Below are 16978 nucleotides of genomic sequence, written 5' to 3'. Positions count from 1 at the left end.
GGCTCGCTCCGGTGAGTCCGTTCGAACCTTCGTTATACCTCCGCCGCGTGGGGGCCTCCGGCCCGAGATTCTCTCTTGGATGGGTGCTCCTGGTTCTCTGGGGGAGCGGCGCGTCCGCGCTCGAGCCCGCCGCCGCGCGCCCCGCGGTCACCCTCTTCGTCGTCGGGGACCCCGAGGCGCGCGCCTCCGTCCAGGCCTGGGCGCGGCAGGGGGCCCCGGGCGTGCCCGTGACGCTGCGCCTCGCCGAGCTCCCCGCGGCCACCGCCCGACCTGGAGGGGAGGCCCAGCTCCTGGAGGCCGAGCGGCGCCTGCAGCAAGCACGGCGGCACTATATCAACGCCGAGTTCGCGGACTGTCTCCAGGACGTCGGCGATGAGGGCGGGCTCCCCCGGGCCCTGAGCCAGGGGCGGCGCGAGGTCGCCGCCCGGTGGCTGCTCTGGCAGGTGGCGTGTCATCTGGGCCTGGGGCGCGAGGAGACGGCCCTCCAGGCGGCCTCCGAGCTGGGCGTCCTCGGGCTGGAGCCGCCCGCGGACCTCGGCGTGCTGCCTCCCGAGGTGGGGCGCGTGCTCGTCGCCGGGGCGGAGCAGGGGGCCGCGCGGGGGCGAACGACGCTGCGCATCTCCGCCGACTCCGGCCCCGCGCGCATCTCCCTGGATGGACGGCTCGGGGTATGCACGGCGCCGTGCTCACTCGAGGTCCTGGAAGGGCGGCACGTGCTCCGCGTCGATGCAGAGGGGCGACATTTCGCGGTCCAGGTCGTGTCGGCCAGGGGCCCCGAGCTCCCCGTCGCCTTCACCACGGTGCCCGCCTCGCCCGAGCTGGCCGCCGGCCAGTGGTCCACGCACTATGGTGACTCCTCCGCGAACCTGGACTCCGCGGGCTCGCTGAGTCTGCTCTCCACCGCGCTCCGGGCGCCGCGGCTCGTGCTGCTCACCGCCGAGGCCGAGCAGGAGGGCGTCCGGTTGCGGGGCGCGCTGGCCCTGGATGGGCGCGCGGCGGCGCGGACCGAGCGCCGGGGGGACGCGCGGGCCCTCGACGCGACGGCGGAGGGCGTCCTGCGCGACCTGCTCGTCCAGGGCCGCGTCGTCGAGCCCGCTCCGGCCCTCTACCAGCGCAGGGACTTCTGGATAGCGGTGGGGGTGGCCGCGCTCATCGCCGGCGCCACCACCACGGCCCTGCTCTGGCGGCAGCCTGTCCGCACGGAGGTGGGATTTTGAGACGACACATCCTCGCGGGGCTGCTGGCCTGGGGGCTCTTCACCGGCTGCAACGAGGTGCGGCAGGTGCGGCTCACGTTCGGCGCGGAGGGCGAGGGACTCGACGGCTTCCTGTGCCGGGAGGACGACGGCGCCTACCTCCTCTCGCGGGCACTTCCCGCCGGAGGTGGGGCCGTCCCGTCCTCGCTCGTCATCGACTTCATCCGCCTGGGGGGCCTGCCGGGGTGTCGTTCGGGGCAGCTCGTCAGCTGGTGCGCGGAGCATGACTGCGCGGTGATACCCGGGCACCGCGTGTGCATCCCCGCCCCGCTGCCCGACATCACCGACCTGCCGCGTCCCGAGGCGCGACAGGTGATTGGCCAGGCGCTGGGCAGCCTCTCGGGGGCCTCCGTCTCCAGCGAGGCCCCGGAGGAGTTCGTCATCGTCCGCGCCACCGCGACCCTCCAGTCCTGCGAGGAGCTGGCGGCCAGCGGCGGTGGGGCGGCCCTGCGCGAGGAGGCGCTCGTGGGGTGCGCCTACAGCTGCCCCGTGGCGCTCAACGCCATCGAGGGGGACGTGTACCTGGGCTTCGACACGCTCACCGAGCAGTGCGCCCAGGGCGTGCGGGTCTGCGCCTCGGGGGACTTGCACTGGAGGCCCTGAGCCTCAGCGCAGGTGGTGCCGGTGGAGCAGGTCGATGAGGTAGCTCCTGTCCATCCTCGCCAGCCGCGCGGCGAGGGAGATGTTGGTTCCCGCGCGCTCCAGCAGGGCCTTGAGGAACTGCAGCTCGAAGTCCTCGAGCACCTTCTGGCGTGCCTCCCGGTAGCCCTGCTCCAGGGGGACGGCCACGTGAGGGGCCGGGGGGGCCGCCGCGGGGGGCGCGTTGGCGCCCGGCGCGGCCTGCTCCAGGGCGGGGGGCTCTCCCATGGCGAGAATGGCCTCCACGTAGTTGCGCAGCTCCCGCACGTTGCCCGGCCAGCGGTGCGTCAGCAGCGTGCGCATGAGCGGCGGAGGCACCAACGTGGACACCGGGTGGGTGTAGCCGGCTTCGTTCAGGAAGTGCTCCACCAGCAGGGGGATGTCGTCCACGCGCTGGTGGAGCGGGGGTACCTCCAGCCGCACCACCGCGAGCCGGTAGTAGAGGTCCAGGCGGAAGCTGTTGGCGTTGACCTCGGCGCGCAGGTCCCGATGGGTGGCGCTGATGACGCGCACGTCCACGGACAGCTCCTCTCTGCCCCCGAGCCGCCGGAAGCGTCGCCGCTCCAGCACGCCGAGCAGCGCCGTCTGGAGGCTGGCGGACAGCTCGCCAATCTCGTCCAGGAAGAGAGTGCCGCCGTGCGACCGCTCGAAGACACCGATGTGGCGCTGGTCCGCCCCCGTGAAGGCGCCGCGCTCGTGGCCGAACAGCTCGCTGGCGACGAGCCCGGGGGAGATGACGCCACAGTCCAGCGTCACGAAGGGCTTCTTGGCGCGGGCGCTTTCGTCATGGAGGGCCCGGGCGATGAGCTCCTTGCCCGTGCCGGACTCGCCCTGGAGCAGCACCGAGGCGTCCGTGCGGGCCGCCCGGAGTATCTGCGCCATCAGCCTGCGCATCGACGCGCTCTGGCCCCGCAGGGGGCCCAGGGCTCCGGACTCGTGGAGTGAGAGGGTGCGCGTGGGCCCATCGCCCACCCGCAGCGAGGTCCGCCCGAGCGTGAGGACGCTCCCGGGCGCCACGGTTCCACGCTCGAGGAGCGCGGGACCCACCGCCGTGCCGTTGGTGGAGCCGAGGTCCGCCACCGCGACGCGGTCTCCCTTGCGCGACAGCTCCAGGTGGTAGCGGGACACGGTGGGGTCCGTCAGGCGCAGCTCGTTGCTCTCGGCCGTCCCCACCGTCACGGTCTCGCCCTCCGCCGTGTGGGTGTGGCCCTGGTCGGGGCCGCCCACGACCTCGATGGTCAGCGTGCGGATGGGCAGCCCCATGGGGCGCTCGGGGCGCGTCGTTCCGCTGGACATGGTCCCGGACGCTACCACGCGGCCCCCTGTCGGTTGCGTCCCCAGGGGGTGTTGGCGACTCCCTACAGGCCGCGCCCCACAATCCGGGCGCGCCCGCCCGCTCGACGTCCTGGTACGTCGATTGCCTAGGCCTCCGGCACCCATCCACGTCGCAACCACCCGGAGGTCCCGCATGAAACACCTTGCCCAATCGTCGCTGCCCGTCCTGAACCATGGCCCGAGGAGGCGCACCGGCGTCCTCGGCGCGCTCTTCCTCCTGCTCGCGAGCGCTTGCGGCGGGGCGGACACGGGCGAGCCGGACTCGGGCGTTCCGCAGGTGGCCGTGTGCCCCAACAGCGCCGACAACGGCGTCTGCCTCACGAAGGTGCGGCTGACCTACCTCGACGTGGGCTACGACCTGAGCAAGCCCGTCTACGTGAACAACCGCGTGCCCATCCAGTTCGGCATCACGTCGACGAGCCTCGACGCGACGGCTCCGGCGACCCGCGAAGTCGCCGTCAGCTTCAGCTTCGTCGAGGCCCACCCCGCCAACCCCGCGGAGCCCATCGAGTGCGCCTCCAGCGCCATCGACGTGGCGCTCGTGGGCGACGGCCAGGAGCAGCGCTTCAAGGGCTTCATCTGGCCGACCTCGCTGTGCGCGGCGCTGGTGGACAAGGAGGTGAACCTGCGCGTCACCTTCGATGGTGACGAGCCGGACACCGGCATCGACTACCCGGCGGTCACCTTCAGCGACGCGGCCCGCGGCGACGAGCCCAACCAGTCCTGCCGGGGCGCGGCCGCGCCGGACTCCCGCCGAGGCTGCGTCTACGACATCGACCTCGAGCCGACCCCGAGCGACGGACGCGCAAGCCTCATCGACGTCCGCTTCGAGGCGATGGAGCCCGCCTCGTCGGTGGCCCTCCTCCCCTATGTCGCCCCCGACGCCACCGGGCAGGCGCTCGCGCCGAGCCTGGTCGTGCAGTCGACGCTCGTCGTCAATGGCCGCGACCCCTACATCTCCGGGCTGGCGCCGCAGGATGTGCCTCCGGAGCTCGAGGCCCTCGCGCCGGGCATCACCGGGGACCTCCAGTTCGGACAGGCTCCGGGTGAACTGGGAGCCCTCACGGCCATGCCCGGCCGCGCCACGCTCCGGTACGAGCTCGTGCCCGAGGGCGCCAGCAACGGTTGGCGCCCGCTCACCGTGGGCGCCCCGGACCCGGAGTCCGGCCGCGTCGCCGAGGTCGTCATCGAGAACCTGCTGCCGGGCACCTCCAACCTGTTCGCCCACGAGCTCTTCGCCGAGGGGGAGACCCGCGCCGCGTTGAGCGAGGGCGGCGAGTGGGCCGACGTCAGTGACTTCCAGGTGCGGGGGTGCTTCGTGGCGGACTTCGCCCAGGAGGGGAACGAAGGGGAGGCAGACACGAGCGACTGCCGCGTCCTCCCGGTCGTGCTGGTGCGGGAGACGCCGGACGCCACCTCCGCGACGTCGCTGGGGTTCAATCAGGAGTTCAGCCGGAAGCTCGGGAACCCGGACCGCATGAGCATCGCGGTGACGCTGACGACCCAGAACCAGCTCGACCGCACCGGCGCCTCCAGCCGCATCGAGGGCGCGGTCGAGCTCGAAGGCAAGCTCGGGCGCTCGTACTCGGTCACCATCGCGCGCGCGGTGGGCCAGGCCACGCTCGCGGTCAATCCGGGCGACACGGGCTACGAGCTCACGGTCGACGCGTTCGACCAGCGCATCCACAGCTTCTCCCGCAGCGCCCCCAGCCTCGAGCACGAGGAGGCGTTCTCGGCGGCGAAGTCGTTCGCGTTCCCCAACCTCGGCTTCGGCTTCGGCCCCGTGCGCGTCGGCTTCAAGCTCAGCCTCGGCGGTGAGGTCGGTCTGACGACGAACGACAGCCTCTCGCTCTCGACGGAGCCGGCGCGGTGCGGGGAGCTGCTCCGGAGCGAGGACGCGCTCGGCCTGTGCGGGGAGATGGCTCGCGCCATCACCCCGGGGTTCAACTTCACCGCTTCCATCGAGGGAGGCATCGACGTGCGCATCGTCAAGGCCGCCGTGGTGGCCGACCTCGACCTCGTCAACACCGACTTCCCGCTCACCGCCTCGCTCGCCTTCGGTCAGCGCGACAATGGGAACCTGGTGGTGCTCGGCAGCGTCAACTGGGAGCTCGGCATGCAGCTCATCCGAGGCGACGTGTCCATCGTGGGCCGCGTCGGGATTCGCCGCTTCAGCCGGACGCTCCGCGTCCACCTCTTCAGCTTCAGCTCGCGGCGCTTCTCCCAGACGCTGCTCGACCGCTCGATGGACATCGCCGAGGTGCTCGAGTGAGCGGGCGGAGCTGGGTCGTCGCGGCCGGGCTCGGGCTCGCGGCCGTGGGGCTCGGGGTCGGGGCCTGGGCGCACCTGGGGGAGGCGGGCGGGGCTGCCGTGACGGGCGCCGTGGCGCGGCCCCAGCAGGCCGCGCCGGAGGTCCTGGCGTGCCGCTTCGAGCGACACGCGCGCGCCGCCTTCTCCTTCGGGTCCTCCGCCACCCTCGATGCCACCCCCGCTCCGGGCGCCGAGGACCACTTCCAGGGGCACCTGAGCTGGGTCGTCGTCGAGCCCGCGCGGCCGGGACACCCCGCGCTCCTCAGAGCGGGCCTGAGCTCCGTGGTCCTCGCGCAAGCGCTCTCCCAGGAGCGGGTGAGCGCCGTGGAGCTCGAGGACAGCCCCTTCTACGTCCGGGTCGACACGCGGTGCCGCTTCGTCGGCATCGGCTTCGCTCCCCACTGGAGCGGCGACAGTCGCCGCCTGGTGCGCACGCTGCTGGAGAGCTTCGAGTTCGTGCTGCCGGGCGACGACTCCACGCGCTGGCGCGTCGAGCAGCGTGACGGGGTGGGCGCCTACACCGCGGAGTACCGCCGTGACGAGGCGCGGGACGGCGAGACGCGCATCACCCGCACCAAGCCGCGCTACAGCCTCGACGACACCGTCCGGAGCCTGGGGCTGCGCCTGCAGGTGCTCGGCGCCAGGGCCGAGGCGGACTTCGACGCCGCGCGTGGCGGTTGGATGTTGCGGGTGAAGGGGCAGGAGACGATTCGCATCCACCTCCCGGGGCAGGTCCCCCAAGGCTTCACGCACCGGTTCCACCTGGCGCGTGAGGACGGGGTCTTCGTCTCCGTACGGGACTCGGTGGCCCCCGAAGCGGCGGACTTCGCGGTGGTGTCCGGGGCGGACGTGGGGCCCGCGCCGGTGGATGCGGCGCTCGTGGCGCTCGACAGGGGCGCGGCGCGTGCCCGCTTCCTCGCCTTCTTCGACGGGGGCGCGAAGGGGGCCGTGTTCCCCGCGGCGCGCTTGCTGGCGGGGTGGCTGCGCGCGCACCCGGAGCAGAGCGCCCTGCTGCTCGCCGACCTCCGGCGCGGCGAGATCGACGAGGTGGCGCGCGCCGCCTTCTTCCTGGCCTTCGAGCTGGCGGGCACCGAGCAGTCCCGGCAGGCGCTCGCGGACGCGCTGGTGAGCCGGGACCTGTCGGCGCTCGACCGCAGTCGGGCGGCGTCCGCGCTGGCCGACCACGGCGCGCCGTCGCGGGCCGCGGCGGACGCGCTGCTTGCCCAGGTCCGGGAGTCGGACTCGCCCATGGTCGCGAACGTGAGCCTGCTCGGGCTGGGGAGCATGGCGGGGCGCACCCCGCCTGGCGCCCCCTTGCACGAGGCGCTGCGCGCGACGCTGCGCGAAGAGCTGGCGCGCGCCGCGGGCACCCACGACGAGCTGGCCGTTCTGGACGCCATCGGGAACAGCCGGGACGACGGGTTCCGGGACGCGCTGGAGGCGCGGCTGAAGTCGGAGGCTCCGGCCCTGCGGGGGCGCGCGGCCGAGGCGCTCGGGCGGCTGTCGCACGAGGTCACCCGTCCGCTCCTCGTGTCGCAGCTCGAGCGCGAAGAGAGCCCGGGGGTGAGCGCCGTCATCCTGCGGAGCCTGAGCCACCTGGCGCCTGGCACCGAGCTCGACCTGACGGGGGCTGAGCTCGCCCTGGCCGGACGGAAGCTCGCCGGCTCCGCGAGCGTGGAGGAGCGGGCCGGCGTCATCGAATGGGTGGGCCGCGCCCGGGGGCAGCGCGAGGCCCGCCGCGTCCTGGCCGCCCACTTCCCCCGGGAGCCGAACGTCCGTCTCCAGCAGCGCATCGGGGCCTTCGTGACGCCCGGCGAGCTGCGCGAGTTCATGCGATGACCTCCTCACGGACGCGAGCCCTCGTCGTCCTCCTCGCGTCCGTGGGGCTGGTGGCGTGTGGCGGGGAGGCCGTGGCTCCCCGCGCCGCGCTCGAGGAAGATGCGCCCCTGCTCACGGCGGGGCCCGTGGTCTTCGGCGCGGACGGGCTCACGCCGCCGCTGTCCATCCCGCCGTTCGCGGGAGCGTCGGTCGCGCTGTGGGCCACGGCCGAGCCGGGGGTCTGCTTCTCGCTCGCCTCGCTCGTGGACTTTCAGGGCCGTCGCTGGGTGGACAAGCGGGAGCCGGGGCCCTACTGCATCGACTGCGGGGTGCGGACCTCCCTGGCGCAGGAGGAGGCGCTGTTCGTGCTCTCCGGCGGCGGGGGCTTCGCGCCGCACGAGGGCTTCACGGTGCGCTTCGGGCTCATGGCGTGTGAGACGCTCACCCCGTCGAGCCGTGGGGCCGCGCCCCGGCTCCGCCTGGAATGGCGGCCGCGCCCGGAGGCGCCGATGACGCGCGGGCTCCTCCGGCTGCGCTTCCTGGTGTCGCGACACTCCCTGCTCTTTCGACAGCCCGGGCGACAGCGCGAGCTGCTGGAGCGCTTGAATGACGAGCTCGCGGAGGCGGGCCTGGGGGTGACGCTGGCGGCGAGCGTCGAGCTTCCGGACGCCGCTCCGGAGGCGCGCTTCTGGGTGACCGAGCTCTCCGCGCTCTCGGCCCTGGTGGCGCACGCGCCGCCCGCGTTGGACGCGACGGTCGACGTCGTCTTCGCCGGGTGCCTCCGGTATGACGACCCCTTCTTCGGGCCGCCCGTGTCGGTCGAGGGCTTCACCCCTCGCGTGGGAGGTGGCGCGGGTCCGGCGTCGGCGGTCTTCATGCCCGGCCTGCGCTGCGACGGCTTCGGCGCGGACCCCACGAACGCGCCCATGGAAACCTCCGCGCGGGTGCTCGCGCACGAGCTGGGGCATTTCCTGGGCCTCTACCACTCCGTCGAGACGGACGGCACGCCGGACCTCCTGGACGACACGGGGGAGCAGAACATCATGAACCCCCACCCGAGCCGGGCTGGCGCTCGTGGCTGGAGTCCCTCACAGCGGCGACAGATGCTGAGCCATCCGTGGGTGTCGCGGGTCTCCGACCCCGAGTAGCCGCCTCGGGGGGTGAGGCATTCGCCGCGCCCGTCCTGGAGGCCGAACGGCCCCTGCCCGGCGCCTGGCGACGTGCCACCTCGGCGTGCTGTCCGAGGTGGGCGTCTGGATGTCGACAGGGCGCCGGTCAGAAGAAGGTGTGGTTGCCCCACTTGTACTCGGGGCTCTTGTCCGAGGGGACCCGTCGGTCGAAGTCCTCCAGTTCCAGGCGGAGGACGCCCGTCTCCCACAGCGGGAGGTCCGTGAGGTCGCCGACGGCGTCGTCGTCCCAGTCCTCGGGCGTGTTCATGTTGTAGTGACGGAAGAGCGTTTCCCGAATCCTCCTGGCGCCATCCCCATGGACGAAGGCGCTCAGCTCTCCGTCGTAGACCATGCTCCGATAGGAGAAGTTCGCGGAGCCCACCACGGCCACGCTGTCGTCGAAGAGCGCCAGCTTGGAGTGGATGTAGATGGCCGTCCGCGCGCTGTTCATGCTCGGGCGTCGGACGGGGGCGTAGAACCGGATGCCTCCACGAAACCCCTGGAGCTGGAGCAGCGGGCAGGTGAGCTCCGCGCCGTTCTGGGGCTGGCACGAGAAGGCGTCGGTCTCCAGCCAACGATTGGTGACGGTGGACGTCATGCTCCGGAGCGTGCTCCAGGCGTTCATGCTCTCACTCACCTTCCAGTTGGAGCAGCGCTCTCTTTCCACGGTACGGCCCTTCGCGGTGACCGCGTCGCAGCTCGCCAATGCCAGCTTGGCGAAGGAGATGTAGTTCAGGTAGTCGAAGGGGTAGGGATTCTCCTCGTAGGGCATCGGCACCATGATGATGACGATGGGGGGCCTGGGGCCCCGCAGGCGCGTGGCCAGCGCCTCGACGAGCGTCGGGTCGCTGAAGATGTAGTTCTCGAAATAGATGTAGCGCCTCGCGGCGCGGATCCGCTCGACGAGCAGTGACTGGATGTCGGCGGCGCGGCCGCCGTAGCTCTCGGAGCTGGTCGTCGCGATGACCACGTCCTCGTATCCGGGGGGCTGATCCTCCCGCCGTGCCTTGGGTTGGCTTTCGTAGTCCTTGGGGTCGGCGACGGGCGTCGTTCCCGTGCCTCGGTTGTTGAGGAGCTGCGTCTTGTAGTAGCGCTTCCTCCAGCGCCGGAGCCATTCCTCCTCGACGACGACGGCCGCGGGGCCGTCCAGTCGGAGGGCGGAGTCATGGACCGTGCGACCCAAGGGGGCTCCGCCCATGCCTCCGTTGTGACGCCCTTCATGGTTCTCGGTATCCCAGTAGAAGCTAGCCAGATTCATGCCGCCCACCATCGCGGTCAGCTGGCCCTCGATGGACCACAGGACGAGCTTCTGGTGGACCGACGAGCCGTTCCACCCGTTGTAGATCTCCATCAAGACCTCGATGGACCCGCCGCTGTCGTCCCGCCCGCGGTAGCCGCCCAGCGCGTTCGCCGTCGCCAGGTTGGTGTTGTAGATGTGCTCGCTCAAGCCCTTCTTCTGGAAGTGGATGTCCAACTGGGCCGGGCACCACATGATGAGCTGGACGTGGTGGCCCGCGTCCGCGACCGCCTTGAGCTTCTCCTCGAGGGTGACTTCCTCGGGGTGTCGGATGAGCAGCAGGTCGTGCTCCACCTCCCAGAAGGCCAACCGCACGTAGGTGTTGGGGGCGGGCTCGGAGCGCTCGACGGCGTCCATCGCATCGAAGAGGGTTCCGAAGAAGTTCTCGCCGTCGAGGATGAGCTCGGTCGTTGCTGCCTGGGTCTGTTTCTTCATGCGGTGCGCTGCTCCTGGGGATGGAGTGCGCACCGGATGAGCAAGGCCCGTACCAGTTCCCTTCACGTGTGCGTCGCAAGCCGCGTCCTGGCGGGCGCCGCGGATTCGACGCTCGGGAGAGGATGCAACGTGTCCGCCGTGGCGGGAGGACCGTGACCCGCCGATGGGCGGCCCTGCCGGGAGGTTGCGTCCCGGGCGCTACTTGCTGTCGAGCGTGAGGACGGCGTCCCAGTCGTCCGCGGGGGGCGCCCGCAGGAGGGCCGCGCAGCGGTCCGCGAGGCGGGCGGAGGGCGCGTCCAGCGGCGAGGCCTCGAGGACGTCGCGGGCCTCGGCGAAGCGGCGGGCACGGTAGAGCGCGAGTCCCTCCGCATAGCGCGAGAGGTGGAGCGGTGGGGTCATCGTGGCGGGGCCGACGAGCTCGAAGACGCGGACGGGCTGCTGCTTGCCCTTGACGCGCAGCAGGTCCAGCTCTCGCGTCAGGACGACGCCTCCGGCGGCGCGCACCGTGTCCTCGGCCACGAGCGTGCGGGTGCCGAACACCTTCGCGGAGCCCTCCAGGCGCGAGGCGAGGTTCACCGTGTCGCCGATGACGGTGTAGTCCTGCGCCGCGCTCGAGCCGAGGTTGCCCGCCACGCCCTGGCCGGTGTTGATGCCGATGCGGCAGTCGAGCCGTGGCAGGCCTCGGGCCTCGAACAAGGGCGCCAGCCGCTCCACCACCGCCACCAGCTCCAGCGCCGTGAGGCACGCCCGCGCCGCGTGGTCCTCTTGCGGGAGCGGCGCGTTCCAGAAGCACATGATGGCGTCGCCGATGAACTTGTCGAGCGTGGCGCCATGCCGGGTCAATACGTCGGTGGCCTGCTCGAAGTAGGTGTTGAGCAGGGTGACGAGCTCCTCGGGGCTCAGCCTCTCGCTCATCGACGTGAAGCCCACCAGGTCGCTGAACAGCACGGTGAGCATCTTCCGTTCGCCGCCAGGCGCGGCCTTCTCCGGGTGCTTCAGCAGCTCGTCCACCACCTGGGGCGCCAGGTAGCGCTTGAAGAGGCCCTTGATGTGGTCCCGCTGGCGCATGCCGCCGACCATCTCATTGAACGCCTGCGCCACGCGGCCCGCCTCGTCGGAGCCACGGACAGGGACCTCCACGGAGAGGTCTCCCAGCCTCACCCGGCCCGCCGCGGCCTCCAACTCGACGAGCGGCGCGGCCAACCCTCGCGCCATGAAGATGGCCGCCGTCAGCGCGAACAGCGCGATGCCCAGCGCCGCGGGGACCAGCCACCGCCGGAACCGCTCGAGGATGGGGTTGATCTCCGCGTCGAAGTCCCGCAGCACGAACACCTGCCCGATGGTCGAGCCGTCCACGCCGCTCAGCGTCGCCTCGCGCATGAGGTAGTGCACACCCCCGACGTCCACGTCCTGGGCCTGCCCTGGACGGGGCGCGCGCTGCTGGAGCAGCGCTCCCAGGGGGAGCTGGGAGACCACGGCACCGTCCTCCGCCCGCACGGCGAAGCGGGCCCGGGTGTCCCCCATCCGCGCGCTGGGCGCGCGCGGGGCCCAGGGGTCTGCGAGCAGCACGTCCCCCACCCACTGTCCAGAGAGGACCACGCCCACCAGCTCCCGGCCGGACGCGAACGCGGGTTGGGCGTGGACGAGCAGCAGGTCCGTCTCGCGCAGTTGCTCCGGCGCGACGAAGGCGAAGGGGAGCTGGCGCAGCCGCGCGGGCGACCAGAGCGCCGACGTGGGGACACCCCGCAGCGCGGTGGCCAGCAGGGGCAGGCTCGGCGCTTCGTCTCCGAAGCGCTCCGGCGCGGCGTGGGTGTAGACCAGCCGCCCGCTCGCGTTGAAGAAGGCCCAGGGCGTGGGGGCGTCGTCCTCCGAGCCGAAGACGTCCGTGTCCGCGGAGGTGATGACCTCGCGGGCCAGGCGCAACCCGTCGCCCTCTGTGCCCTCGTCCCCCAGCCCCGCCGCGGCATCCTGGGAGTTCACCAACAGGGACATGTCCTTGAACGAGCGGTCGCGCGTGTGGGCCTCCGCCACGTCGCGGATGCGCTCCTGGCTGGCGCGCGCGAGTTGCTGGAAGGCGTCCAGCGTGCGCTCCAGGTCGGTGGAGATCTTCTGCTGGGCGGAGGACTCCACCGCGAGCGTGGTGAGCTGGAGCGCGGCGACGACGGAGGCTCCGGCGAGCGCCATGAACGCGAGGATGAGCTTGCGCGTCAGCGTCACGGCGCTAGCGCTCCTTGCCGGCGTAGTCGGCGCGAGGCGTGTACTTCTTGCCGTGCTTGTCGAGGTGGGTGTCGTCCGCGCGCGTCTCCGTGAGCTGGAGCGTGGCCCGCGCCGCCCCGCCTGGCTCGACCACGACCTCCGCGCGGGCGATGTCGCTCTTTTCGTCCCGGCGGTGCACCGCGAAGAGGGGGTGGCGCCCGGGGGGAACGCCCTTCAGCTCGAAGCGCCCGGCCTTGTCCGTCACGGCGTAGGCGCGGTTGGGGACCACGACGAGGGTCGCCACCATCTGCTCGTGGATGTCGCAGTAGACGTCGATGATGCCCGTCTTGTTGAAGGTCACGACGTAGGTCTCCCCCGGTCGGTTCTTGCCCGCGTCGAAGCGGCGCGCCACCGAGCGCGAGAAGACGTTGTGCAGCACCACGTCCTTGTTGGAGAACTCCACCGACTGCCCCGCGACGATGGGCAGCACCGACGGGAAGAAGGTCTTGTCCCGCTGGCTCATGCGCGCCACCTCGGTGGGCGGCGGGTCCGTGTAGCCGGTGAGGTAGACGACCACGCCGGAGCGGTCCTCCTTCGCGATGGCCTTGCCATCCGGCCCGACGACGGTGATGACGACCTCTCCCTGGACGCGGCCCGACTGCGCGTGCGCGACAGGGGCAGCGACCAGGAGCGCCAGGAGCAACGGGTTCATCAGAGCGCGACCGCCCATATGAGCCTCGGCATGAAGCGTGGGGTTTCGGGGGCGACCGCCGTCACGCCGACGAGCGTCCCGGCGGTCACCCACACCCGCCCGAACGTCCACGCCACGCTCGGGCCGACAAAGAAGTGGACCTCCCGGCCCGCCGACTTCAAGCCGACCTCGCCGAAGGTCTCCAGCGACAGGCGCAGCTCGTCCGCGACCAGGGAGTGGGACACGCCCGCGGACCATGTCCCGAGGATGCGCACGGGAGCATCGCTTCCACGCAGCCCGGGGATGCTCACCTGGGTGCCGAGGTCCAGCGCGACACGCAGCCCGCTCTCCCACTGGTACGAGCCGACGAGGTCCACGTCCACGCGCGAGGCTGTCCCCGTGTCGATGGCCTGGTGCCAGACGCCCCGGATGAGCGGCTGGAACGCGCGGTCATCTCCCCTGGGGAAGAGCCGGTAGCGGAAGTCCGCCTCGAAGGACTCCAACTGAGTGCCGTCCCGGGTGGAGCGGACCTGGAAGGGGATGGCGAGCTCGAGGTGCTGGCTCAGCCCGAGCACGGGGCCCCACCATATCCAGTAGACAGACGGACGCTCCGGGACGTCAGGGGAGCGGCTGCGAGCCCACAGCCACTGCTCCAGCTCAACGTCCCCCTTGGGAACGATGTCGGTATCGAAGGTCCAGATGAAGGGCCGGCGCCCCGCGTGCGCCGGGGGGGCCCAGGCCAGTCCAAGCACGCATGTCACCAGTGCTGCCCAGCGGGTTGCTCGCATTCCCTCTCCCCACCCCGCTCCTGCCCGGGGTGCTCCGAGCGTTCAGTATCACACGATGAGGCCGCCTGGGTTCATGCACGGGACTGCCCCACCCTGTCGTACCCGGCCATCGCCACCGCGACGCCGACGAACATGAGGCGGCGTTGCTTGAAGACGCCATGGACCCTGGTGACGATGCGGTGTCTGGCCCTGTGTCGAGCTCCCGGAGCATCACCGTCAGCGCCGCACCAGATCCTGGAGGGCGCCCCATCCTGCGTTTCAGCGCGAGCAGTACGGCGGATGCCTCGCTGAACACCGTCACCCGCGGCGTCACGCTCACGGCGGGCCAGCCCCTGACCGTCGGCACGTGGAGGCATGACGGGCGCCCCAAGGTACGGGAGACACGCTCCTGCGACCCTCCGGGCCGTCGGGGGGCCACCGTGTCCGTGAACGATGGTGCTTGCAGCGGCAGGGGGCGTGAACTCGAGCCTCTTGATGTGCAGGAGGCGCGTGCCATGGGCACCCGCGGGCTGGAGGGGGCCCGTGGCACGGGAGGCGTCCTCCGGCTGCTTCATCGTCGACGGAGGCCTGCGCACTCTCGAGGTTGACCGGAGGGAATCGAACCCTCTTCGCCGGGGTCACATCCCGGTGGCTCACCATTCGCCTTCGGTCAACATGATGTCGGGGTACCCGGAATCGAACCGGGACCGCTCGCTTATCAGACGAGCACTCTTCCTTAGAGCCATACCCCGTGAAGAAAGTCTGTGATTGCGGTGCGCGGCCAGTGGCCACATGGGTGTTGCATGGGGACGCTGGGAGTTGAACCCAGCGGGCCCTGTCGGGCTCGGGCTCTACAGGCCCGCGCGTCTCCCCTAACGCTCTACGTCCCCGGGAGAAGAGGGCCCTGAAAGCCGAGAGGCCGGGTCCCTGGATGGGAGCCCGGCCTCTGCATGGCTTGGCGCTTGGAAGACGGAGCGCGAGCGTCAGCAGGGGACGGGCGGATGGCCGTGATGGAGGCCGAAACCGAAAATGGAAATCGAGCCGGCGCTCACGTGCGAACGGGAGGCGGCGTCGCGCTGGGTCCAGAGGTGGTTGCGATAGCTGAACTTCACCGGGCTCGTCCGCTTCATCACCGTCGTCATGGTCACCGCTCCTTTCATGGGAACTCTACGGCGGGAGATTTTCGCCCCTGACACGACAGCGGTTGGCTTTGGGATTTCACCGATGGGAACCCCGAAGGCCCGCTCACGGCCGGAGCTGGAACAAATCCCTGGCGTTGCCGTGGGTGGTATTCCGTCGGTCGAGCTCGCTGATGGGGGCGTGGTCGAGCCATGCCGCCGCCGGAGCGCTCTCCGAGCAGGGGTCGTCGACCGAGAACATGATGTGGTCGGCTCCGACGGTGAGGACGGCGTTCGTGAGCGCGCTGTCGGAGAGGCTGCCGCTCGCGGTGGGCCAGATGTTGTCGGCGAAGTACTCCGGCAACGTCTTCTGGTGCCGTTTGTCGAAGTGGTTCAGGTCGAACATGTTCTGGGTTCGCCACGGCAGGGCGGGGAGGCCTTCTCCCATGTGCCCGAGGATGAGCTTGCAGCTCGGGAAGCGGTCGAAGTGCCCGCACAGGAGGAGCCGGACGGTGTGTGAAGCGGTCTCCGTGCCGAAGCCCCAGGTGGCGCCCTTCATCTCGGGGTGACCCGCGTAGGCCGCGAGCCCTCCCGGAAGCGCCGGGCGAGGGTGCGGGACGTCGAGCTCACAGATGGTTTCCCAGACCCCATGGAGCGCAGGCTCATCGAGGTAGAGGCCGACGTTCGGGTCCTCGGTGCGGGAAGTCGTTCTCGAGCCGGGCCTGCGCGGCGGCTTTCCTTGGGTCGACGATGCGCTGGATGCCCGGCGCGGTCAGGGACAGGATGGCATGGGCGATGCCCGCCTCGTCCATGCCGCGCAGGCGTGCCTCATCGAAGTCGCCGAGGCGGTGCAGGATGGGCCGGTAATCGTCGGTCGTGACGCCACCGCCATCGGAGAGCTGGACGAGGGCCGCCTCGTCGCCGAGCACCCGGGCGACCTCCGTGGGGGGGAGGTAGGCTTCCTCCAAGGCAATCTTCGGCAGGCGGGTGTTCATGGGAATGCTCCCTCGGGCTTTGTTTGGCACTCGTTGAACCTGCCAGATCCCCGAGGCTTCTCTCGTTGATGGCAATAGACCGCCTCGCTCGGGTCTCGTCGCGCTCCGATGTATGCACAATCGCTCCGGATGGCAGCGTGACCTGTGCGCCGCGGCTCTCGACCGACTCCTTGAGTCGGACTTCGAGGTGAAGGGGCTCGGCGTTGAGTCTGTTCATGTCCATTCCCATCCGGGCGCAATCCCAACCTCATCCGTGCTATCCTGGGGATGCCGTACCCAAGCAAGCCACATCCAGGAGGTCCAGATGCGAGAAGGCATCATCGGAGCGGTGTTTGCGGCGGTGCTGTCAATGGGCTGTGGTGGAGCCGCGGCCATCGCCGAAGAGCCCGAAACGCTCGGGCAGGTCGAAAGTGCCGCCTTGAGCCGGGTGTGCGGTTTCCAGAACTATGACGTGACGTTCTACTCGGACGCCACACGCACCACGGTGGTGGGCACGGGCTACTGCCTCTGTGGCAGCTCACTCGAGGTCGAGGGGAGCATGTCGGACTTCTACGTCAAGCAGAGCCGCCCCAACTGCGTCATCCTGCCCTGAGGCAGGACGCGCTCGGGCTCCTCCGCCAGGATGCGGGTGTCCGGGCAGACGGCAGCCCCTGAGTGGGGATGCCGTCTTCGCCAGACACGTCGGCTCAGCACTCCTGGATGTACTCCGAATAGACCGACCGGCCACCCCAGACGTAGAGCCCGCCGCAGTAGCAACCCCATTCACCGATGAGCTCGGTGTAGGTGGCGTCGCTGTAGTACCTGTAGAGGTTCGCGTTCGGCTCGCTGGAGCAGTCCGGCAGCGGCGCTTCCTGCGAGGCCAGGTCCGGCTCGCCCTCCTGCGTCATGGGACCGCCACAGCCCAGCAACGTCGCCAGCAGCGCACCAAGAATGAATGACCGCATGTGTCCTCC

General features: G+C 71.0%; 15 protein-coding genes and 3 tRNA genes. 6 read left to right on the top strand and 12 right to left on the bottom strand.

The features are described from left to right. Positions 1 to 83 precede the first annotated feature (83 nt). Positions 84 to 1217, top strand: coding sequence for a PEGA domain-containing protein (locus tag OWM54_RS12180; RefSeq protein ID WP_267697612.1), 1134 nt, complete (start codon positions 84 to 86; stop codon positions 1215 to 1217). Further along, the gene (locus tag OWM54_RS12175; RefSeq protein ID WP_267697611.1) at positions 1214 to 1858 is read left to right on the top strand and encodes a hypothetical protein; all 645 of its coding nucleotides are present in this window, start codon (positions 1214 to 1216) and stop codon (positions 1856 to 1858) included. Before OWM54_RS12180 ends, OWM54_RS12175 begins: the two co-directional genes overlap by 4 nt. A 3-nt stretch (positions 1859 to 1861) precedes the next feature. Here OWM54_RS12175 and OWM54_RS12170 read toward each other — a convergent pair whose 3' ends face one another. Continuing rightward, positions 1862 to 3190, bottom strand: a complete 1329-nt coding sequence (locus OWM54_RS12170; protein ID WP_267697610.1) for a sigma 54-interacting transcriptional regulator — start codon at positions 3188 to 3190, stop codon at positions 1862 to 1864. A gap of 172 nt (positions 3191 to 3362) precedes the next feature. Here OWM54_RS12170 and OWM54_RS12165 point away from each other — a divergent pair, with 172 nt between their 5' ends. Genes OWM54_RS12165 through OWM54_RS12155 form a run of 3 tightly spaced genes read left to right on the top strand, consistent with a single transcriptional unit; the run spans position 3363 to position 8505 of the window. After that, on the top strand, positions 3363 to 5501 hold the full coding sequence (locus tag OWM54_RS12165; protein ID WP_267697609.1) for a hypothetical protein: 2139 nt from the start codon (positions 3363 to 3365) through the stop codon (positions 5499 to 5501). Next, positions 5498 to 7378: a HEAT repeat domain-containing protein gene (locus tag OWM54_RS12160; protein ID WP_267697608.1), complete on the top strand. Its 1881-nt coding sequence runs from the start codon at positions 5498 to 5500 to the stop codon at positions 7376 to 7378. Before OWM54_RS12165 ends, OWM54_RS12160 begins: the two co-directional genes overlap by 4 nt. After that, complete coding sequence (locus OWM54_RS12155; protein ID WP_267697607.1) at positions 7375 to 8505, top strand: M43 family zinc metalloprotease; 1131 nt, start codon at positions 7375 to 7377, stop codon at positions 8503 to 8505. Before OWM54_RS12160 ends, OWM54_RS12155 begins: the two co-directional genes overlap by 4 nt. A gap of 127 nt (positions 8506 to 8632) precedes the next feature. Here OWM54_RS12155 and OWM54_RS12150 read toward each other — a convergent pair whose 3' ends face one another. From OWM54_RS12150 to OWM54_RS12105, 10 genes are all read right to left on the bottom strand, one after another. Next, positions 8633 to 10258 (bottom strand): phospholipase D-like domain-containing protein, encoded by a 1626-nt coding sequence (locus OWM54_RS12150; RefSeq protein WP_267697606.1) that lies wholly within the window; start codon positions 10256 to 10258, stop codon positions 8633 to 8635. Between the two features lie 198 nt (positions 10259 to 10456). Continuing rightward, positions 10457 to 12475, bottom strand: coding sequence for an adenylate/guanylate cyclase domain-containing protein (locus OWM54_RS12145; RefSeq protein WP_267697605.1), 2019 nt, complete (start codon positions 12473 to 12475; stop codon positions 10457 to 10459). Positions 12476 to 12479: 4 nt separating this feature from the next. Then, complete coding sequence (locus OWM54_RS12140; RefSeq protein ID WP_267697604.1) at positions 12480 to 13166, bottom strand: carboxypeptidase regulatory-like domain-containing protein; 687 nt, start codon at positions 13164 to 13166, stop codon at positions 12480 to 12482. After that, positions 13166 to 13897 carry a hypothetical protein gene (locus tag OWM54_RS12135; protein WP_267697603.1) on the bottom strand — a complete coding sequence of 244 codons (732 nt, stop codon included), beginning with the start codon at positions 13895 to 13897 and terminating at the stop codon, positions 13166 to 13168. The genes OWM54_RS12140 and OWM54_RS12135 overlap by 1 nt, the downstream gene beginning before the upstream one ends. Before the next feature lie 618 nt (positions 13898 to 14515). After that, positions 14516 to 14586: transfer RNA gene (locus OWM54_RS12130), tRNA-His, on the bottom strand. Positions 14587 to 14593: 7 nt separating this feature from the next. Further along, positions 14594 to 14664 (bottom strand) — tRNA-Ile (locus tag OWM54_RS12125). A gap of 52 nt (positions 14665 to 14716) precedes the next feature. After that, positions 14717 to 14802, bottom strand: a tRNA-Tyr gene (locus tag OWM54_RS12120). 93 nt (positions 14803 to 14895) lie between these two features. Further along, the gene (locus tag OWM54_RS12115; RefSeq protein WP_267697602.1) at positions 14896 to 15054 is read right to left on the bottom strand and encodes a hypothetical protein; all 159 of its coding nucleotides are present in this window, start codon (positions 15052 to 15054) and stop codon (positions 14896 to 14898) included. Between the two features lie 103 nt (positions 15055 to 15157). Further along, positions 15158 to 15664: an amidohydrolase family protein gene (locus tag OWM54_RS12110; RefSeq protein ID WP_324289183.1), complete on the bottom strand. Its 507-nt coding sequence runs from the start codon at positions 15662 to 15664 to the stop codon at positions 15158 to 15160. Between the two features lie 28 nt (positions 15665 to 15692). Further along, a complete protein-coding gene (locus OWM54_RS12105; RefSeq protein WP_267697601.1) occupies positions 15693 to 16025 on the bottom strand; it encodes a hypothetical protein in 333 nt (110 codons plus the stop codon). A gap of 304 nt (positions 16026 to 16329) precedes the next feature. Here OWM54_RS12105 and OWM54_RS12100 point away from each other — a divergent pair, with 304 nt between their 5' ends. Then, the gene (locus OWM54_RS12100; protein ID WP_267697600.1) at positions 16330 to 16617 is read left to right on the top strand and encodes a hypothetical protein; all 288 of its coding nucleotides are present in this window, start codon (positions 16330 to 16332) and stop codon (positions 16615 to 16617) included. A gap of 94 nt (positions 16618 to 16711) precedes the next feature. Here OWM54_RS12100 and OWM54_RS12095 read toward each other — a convergent pair whose 3' ends face one another. Further along, positions 16712 to 16969, bottom strand: coding sequence for a hypothetical protein (locus OWM54_RS12095; protein WP_267697599.1), 258 nt, complete (start codon positions 16967 to 16969; stop codon positions 16712 to 16714). Between the last annotated feature and the right edge of the window lie 9 nt (positions 16970 to 16978).

Source organism: Myxococcus sp. MISCRS1 (genome assembly GCF_026626605.1).
GTDB lineage: Bacteria > Myxococcota > Myxococcia > Myxococcales > Myxococcaceae > Myxococcus > Myxococcus fulvus.
Note: the sequence above shows the minus strand (reverse complement) of the source record. Positions and strands in the feature narration are given on the sequence as shown.

Bases quoted from the DNA above. Each gene is read 5' to 3' on its own strand.
- OWM54_RS12170 (WP_267697610.1), bottom strand. From the start codon at position 3,190: ATGTCCAGCGGAACGACGCGCCCCGAGCGCCCCATGGGGCTGCCCATC.
- OWM54_RS12165 (WP_267697609.1), top strand. From the start codon at position 3,363: ATGAAACACCTTGCCCAATCGTCGCTGCCCGTCCTGAACCATGGCCCG.
- OWM54_RS12155 (WP_267697607.1), top strand. From the start codon at position 7,375: ATGACCTCCTCACGGACGCGAGCCCTCGTCGTCCTCCTCGCGTCCGTG.
- OWM54_RS12150 (WP_267697606.1), bottom strand. From the start codon at position 10,258: ATGAAGAAACAGACCCAGGCAGCAACGACCGAGCTCATCCTCGACGGC.
- OWM54_RS12140 (WP_267697604.1), bottom strand. From the start codon at position 13,166: ATGAACCCGTTGCTCCTGGCGCTCCTGGTCGCTGCCCCTGTCGCGCAC.
- OWM54_RS12115 (WP_267697602.1), bottom strand. From the start codon at position 15,054: ATGACGACGGTGATGAAGCGGACGAGCCCGGTGAAGTTCAGCTATCGC.
- OWM54_RS12105 (WP_267697601.1), bottom strand. From the start codon at position 16,025: ATGAACACCCGCCTGCCGAAGATTGCCTTGGAGGAAGCCTACCTCCCC.
- OWM54_RS12100 (WP_267697600.1), top strand. From the start codon at position 16,330: ATGCGAGAAGGCATCATCGGAGCGGTGTTTGCGGCGGTGCTGTCAATG.
- OWM54_RS12095 (WP_267697599.1), bottom strand. From the start codon at position 16,969: ATGCGGTCATTCATTCTTGGTGCGCTGCTGGCGACGTTGCTGGGCTGT.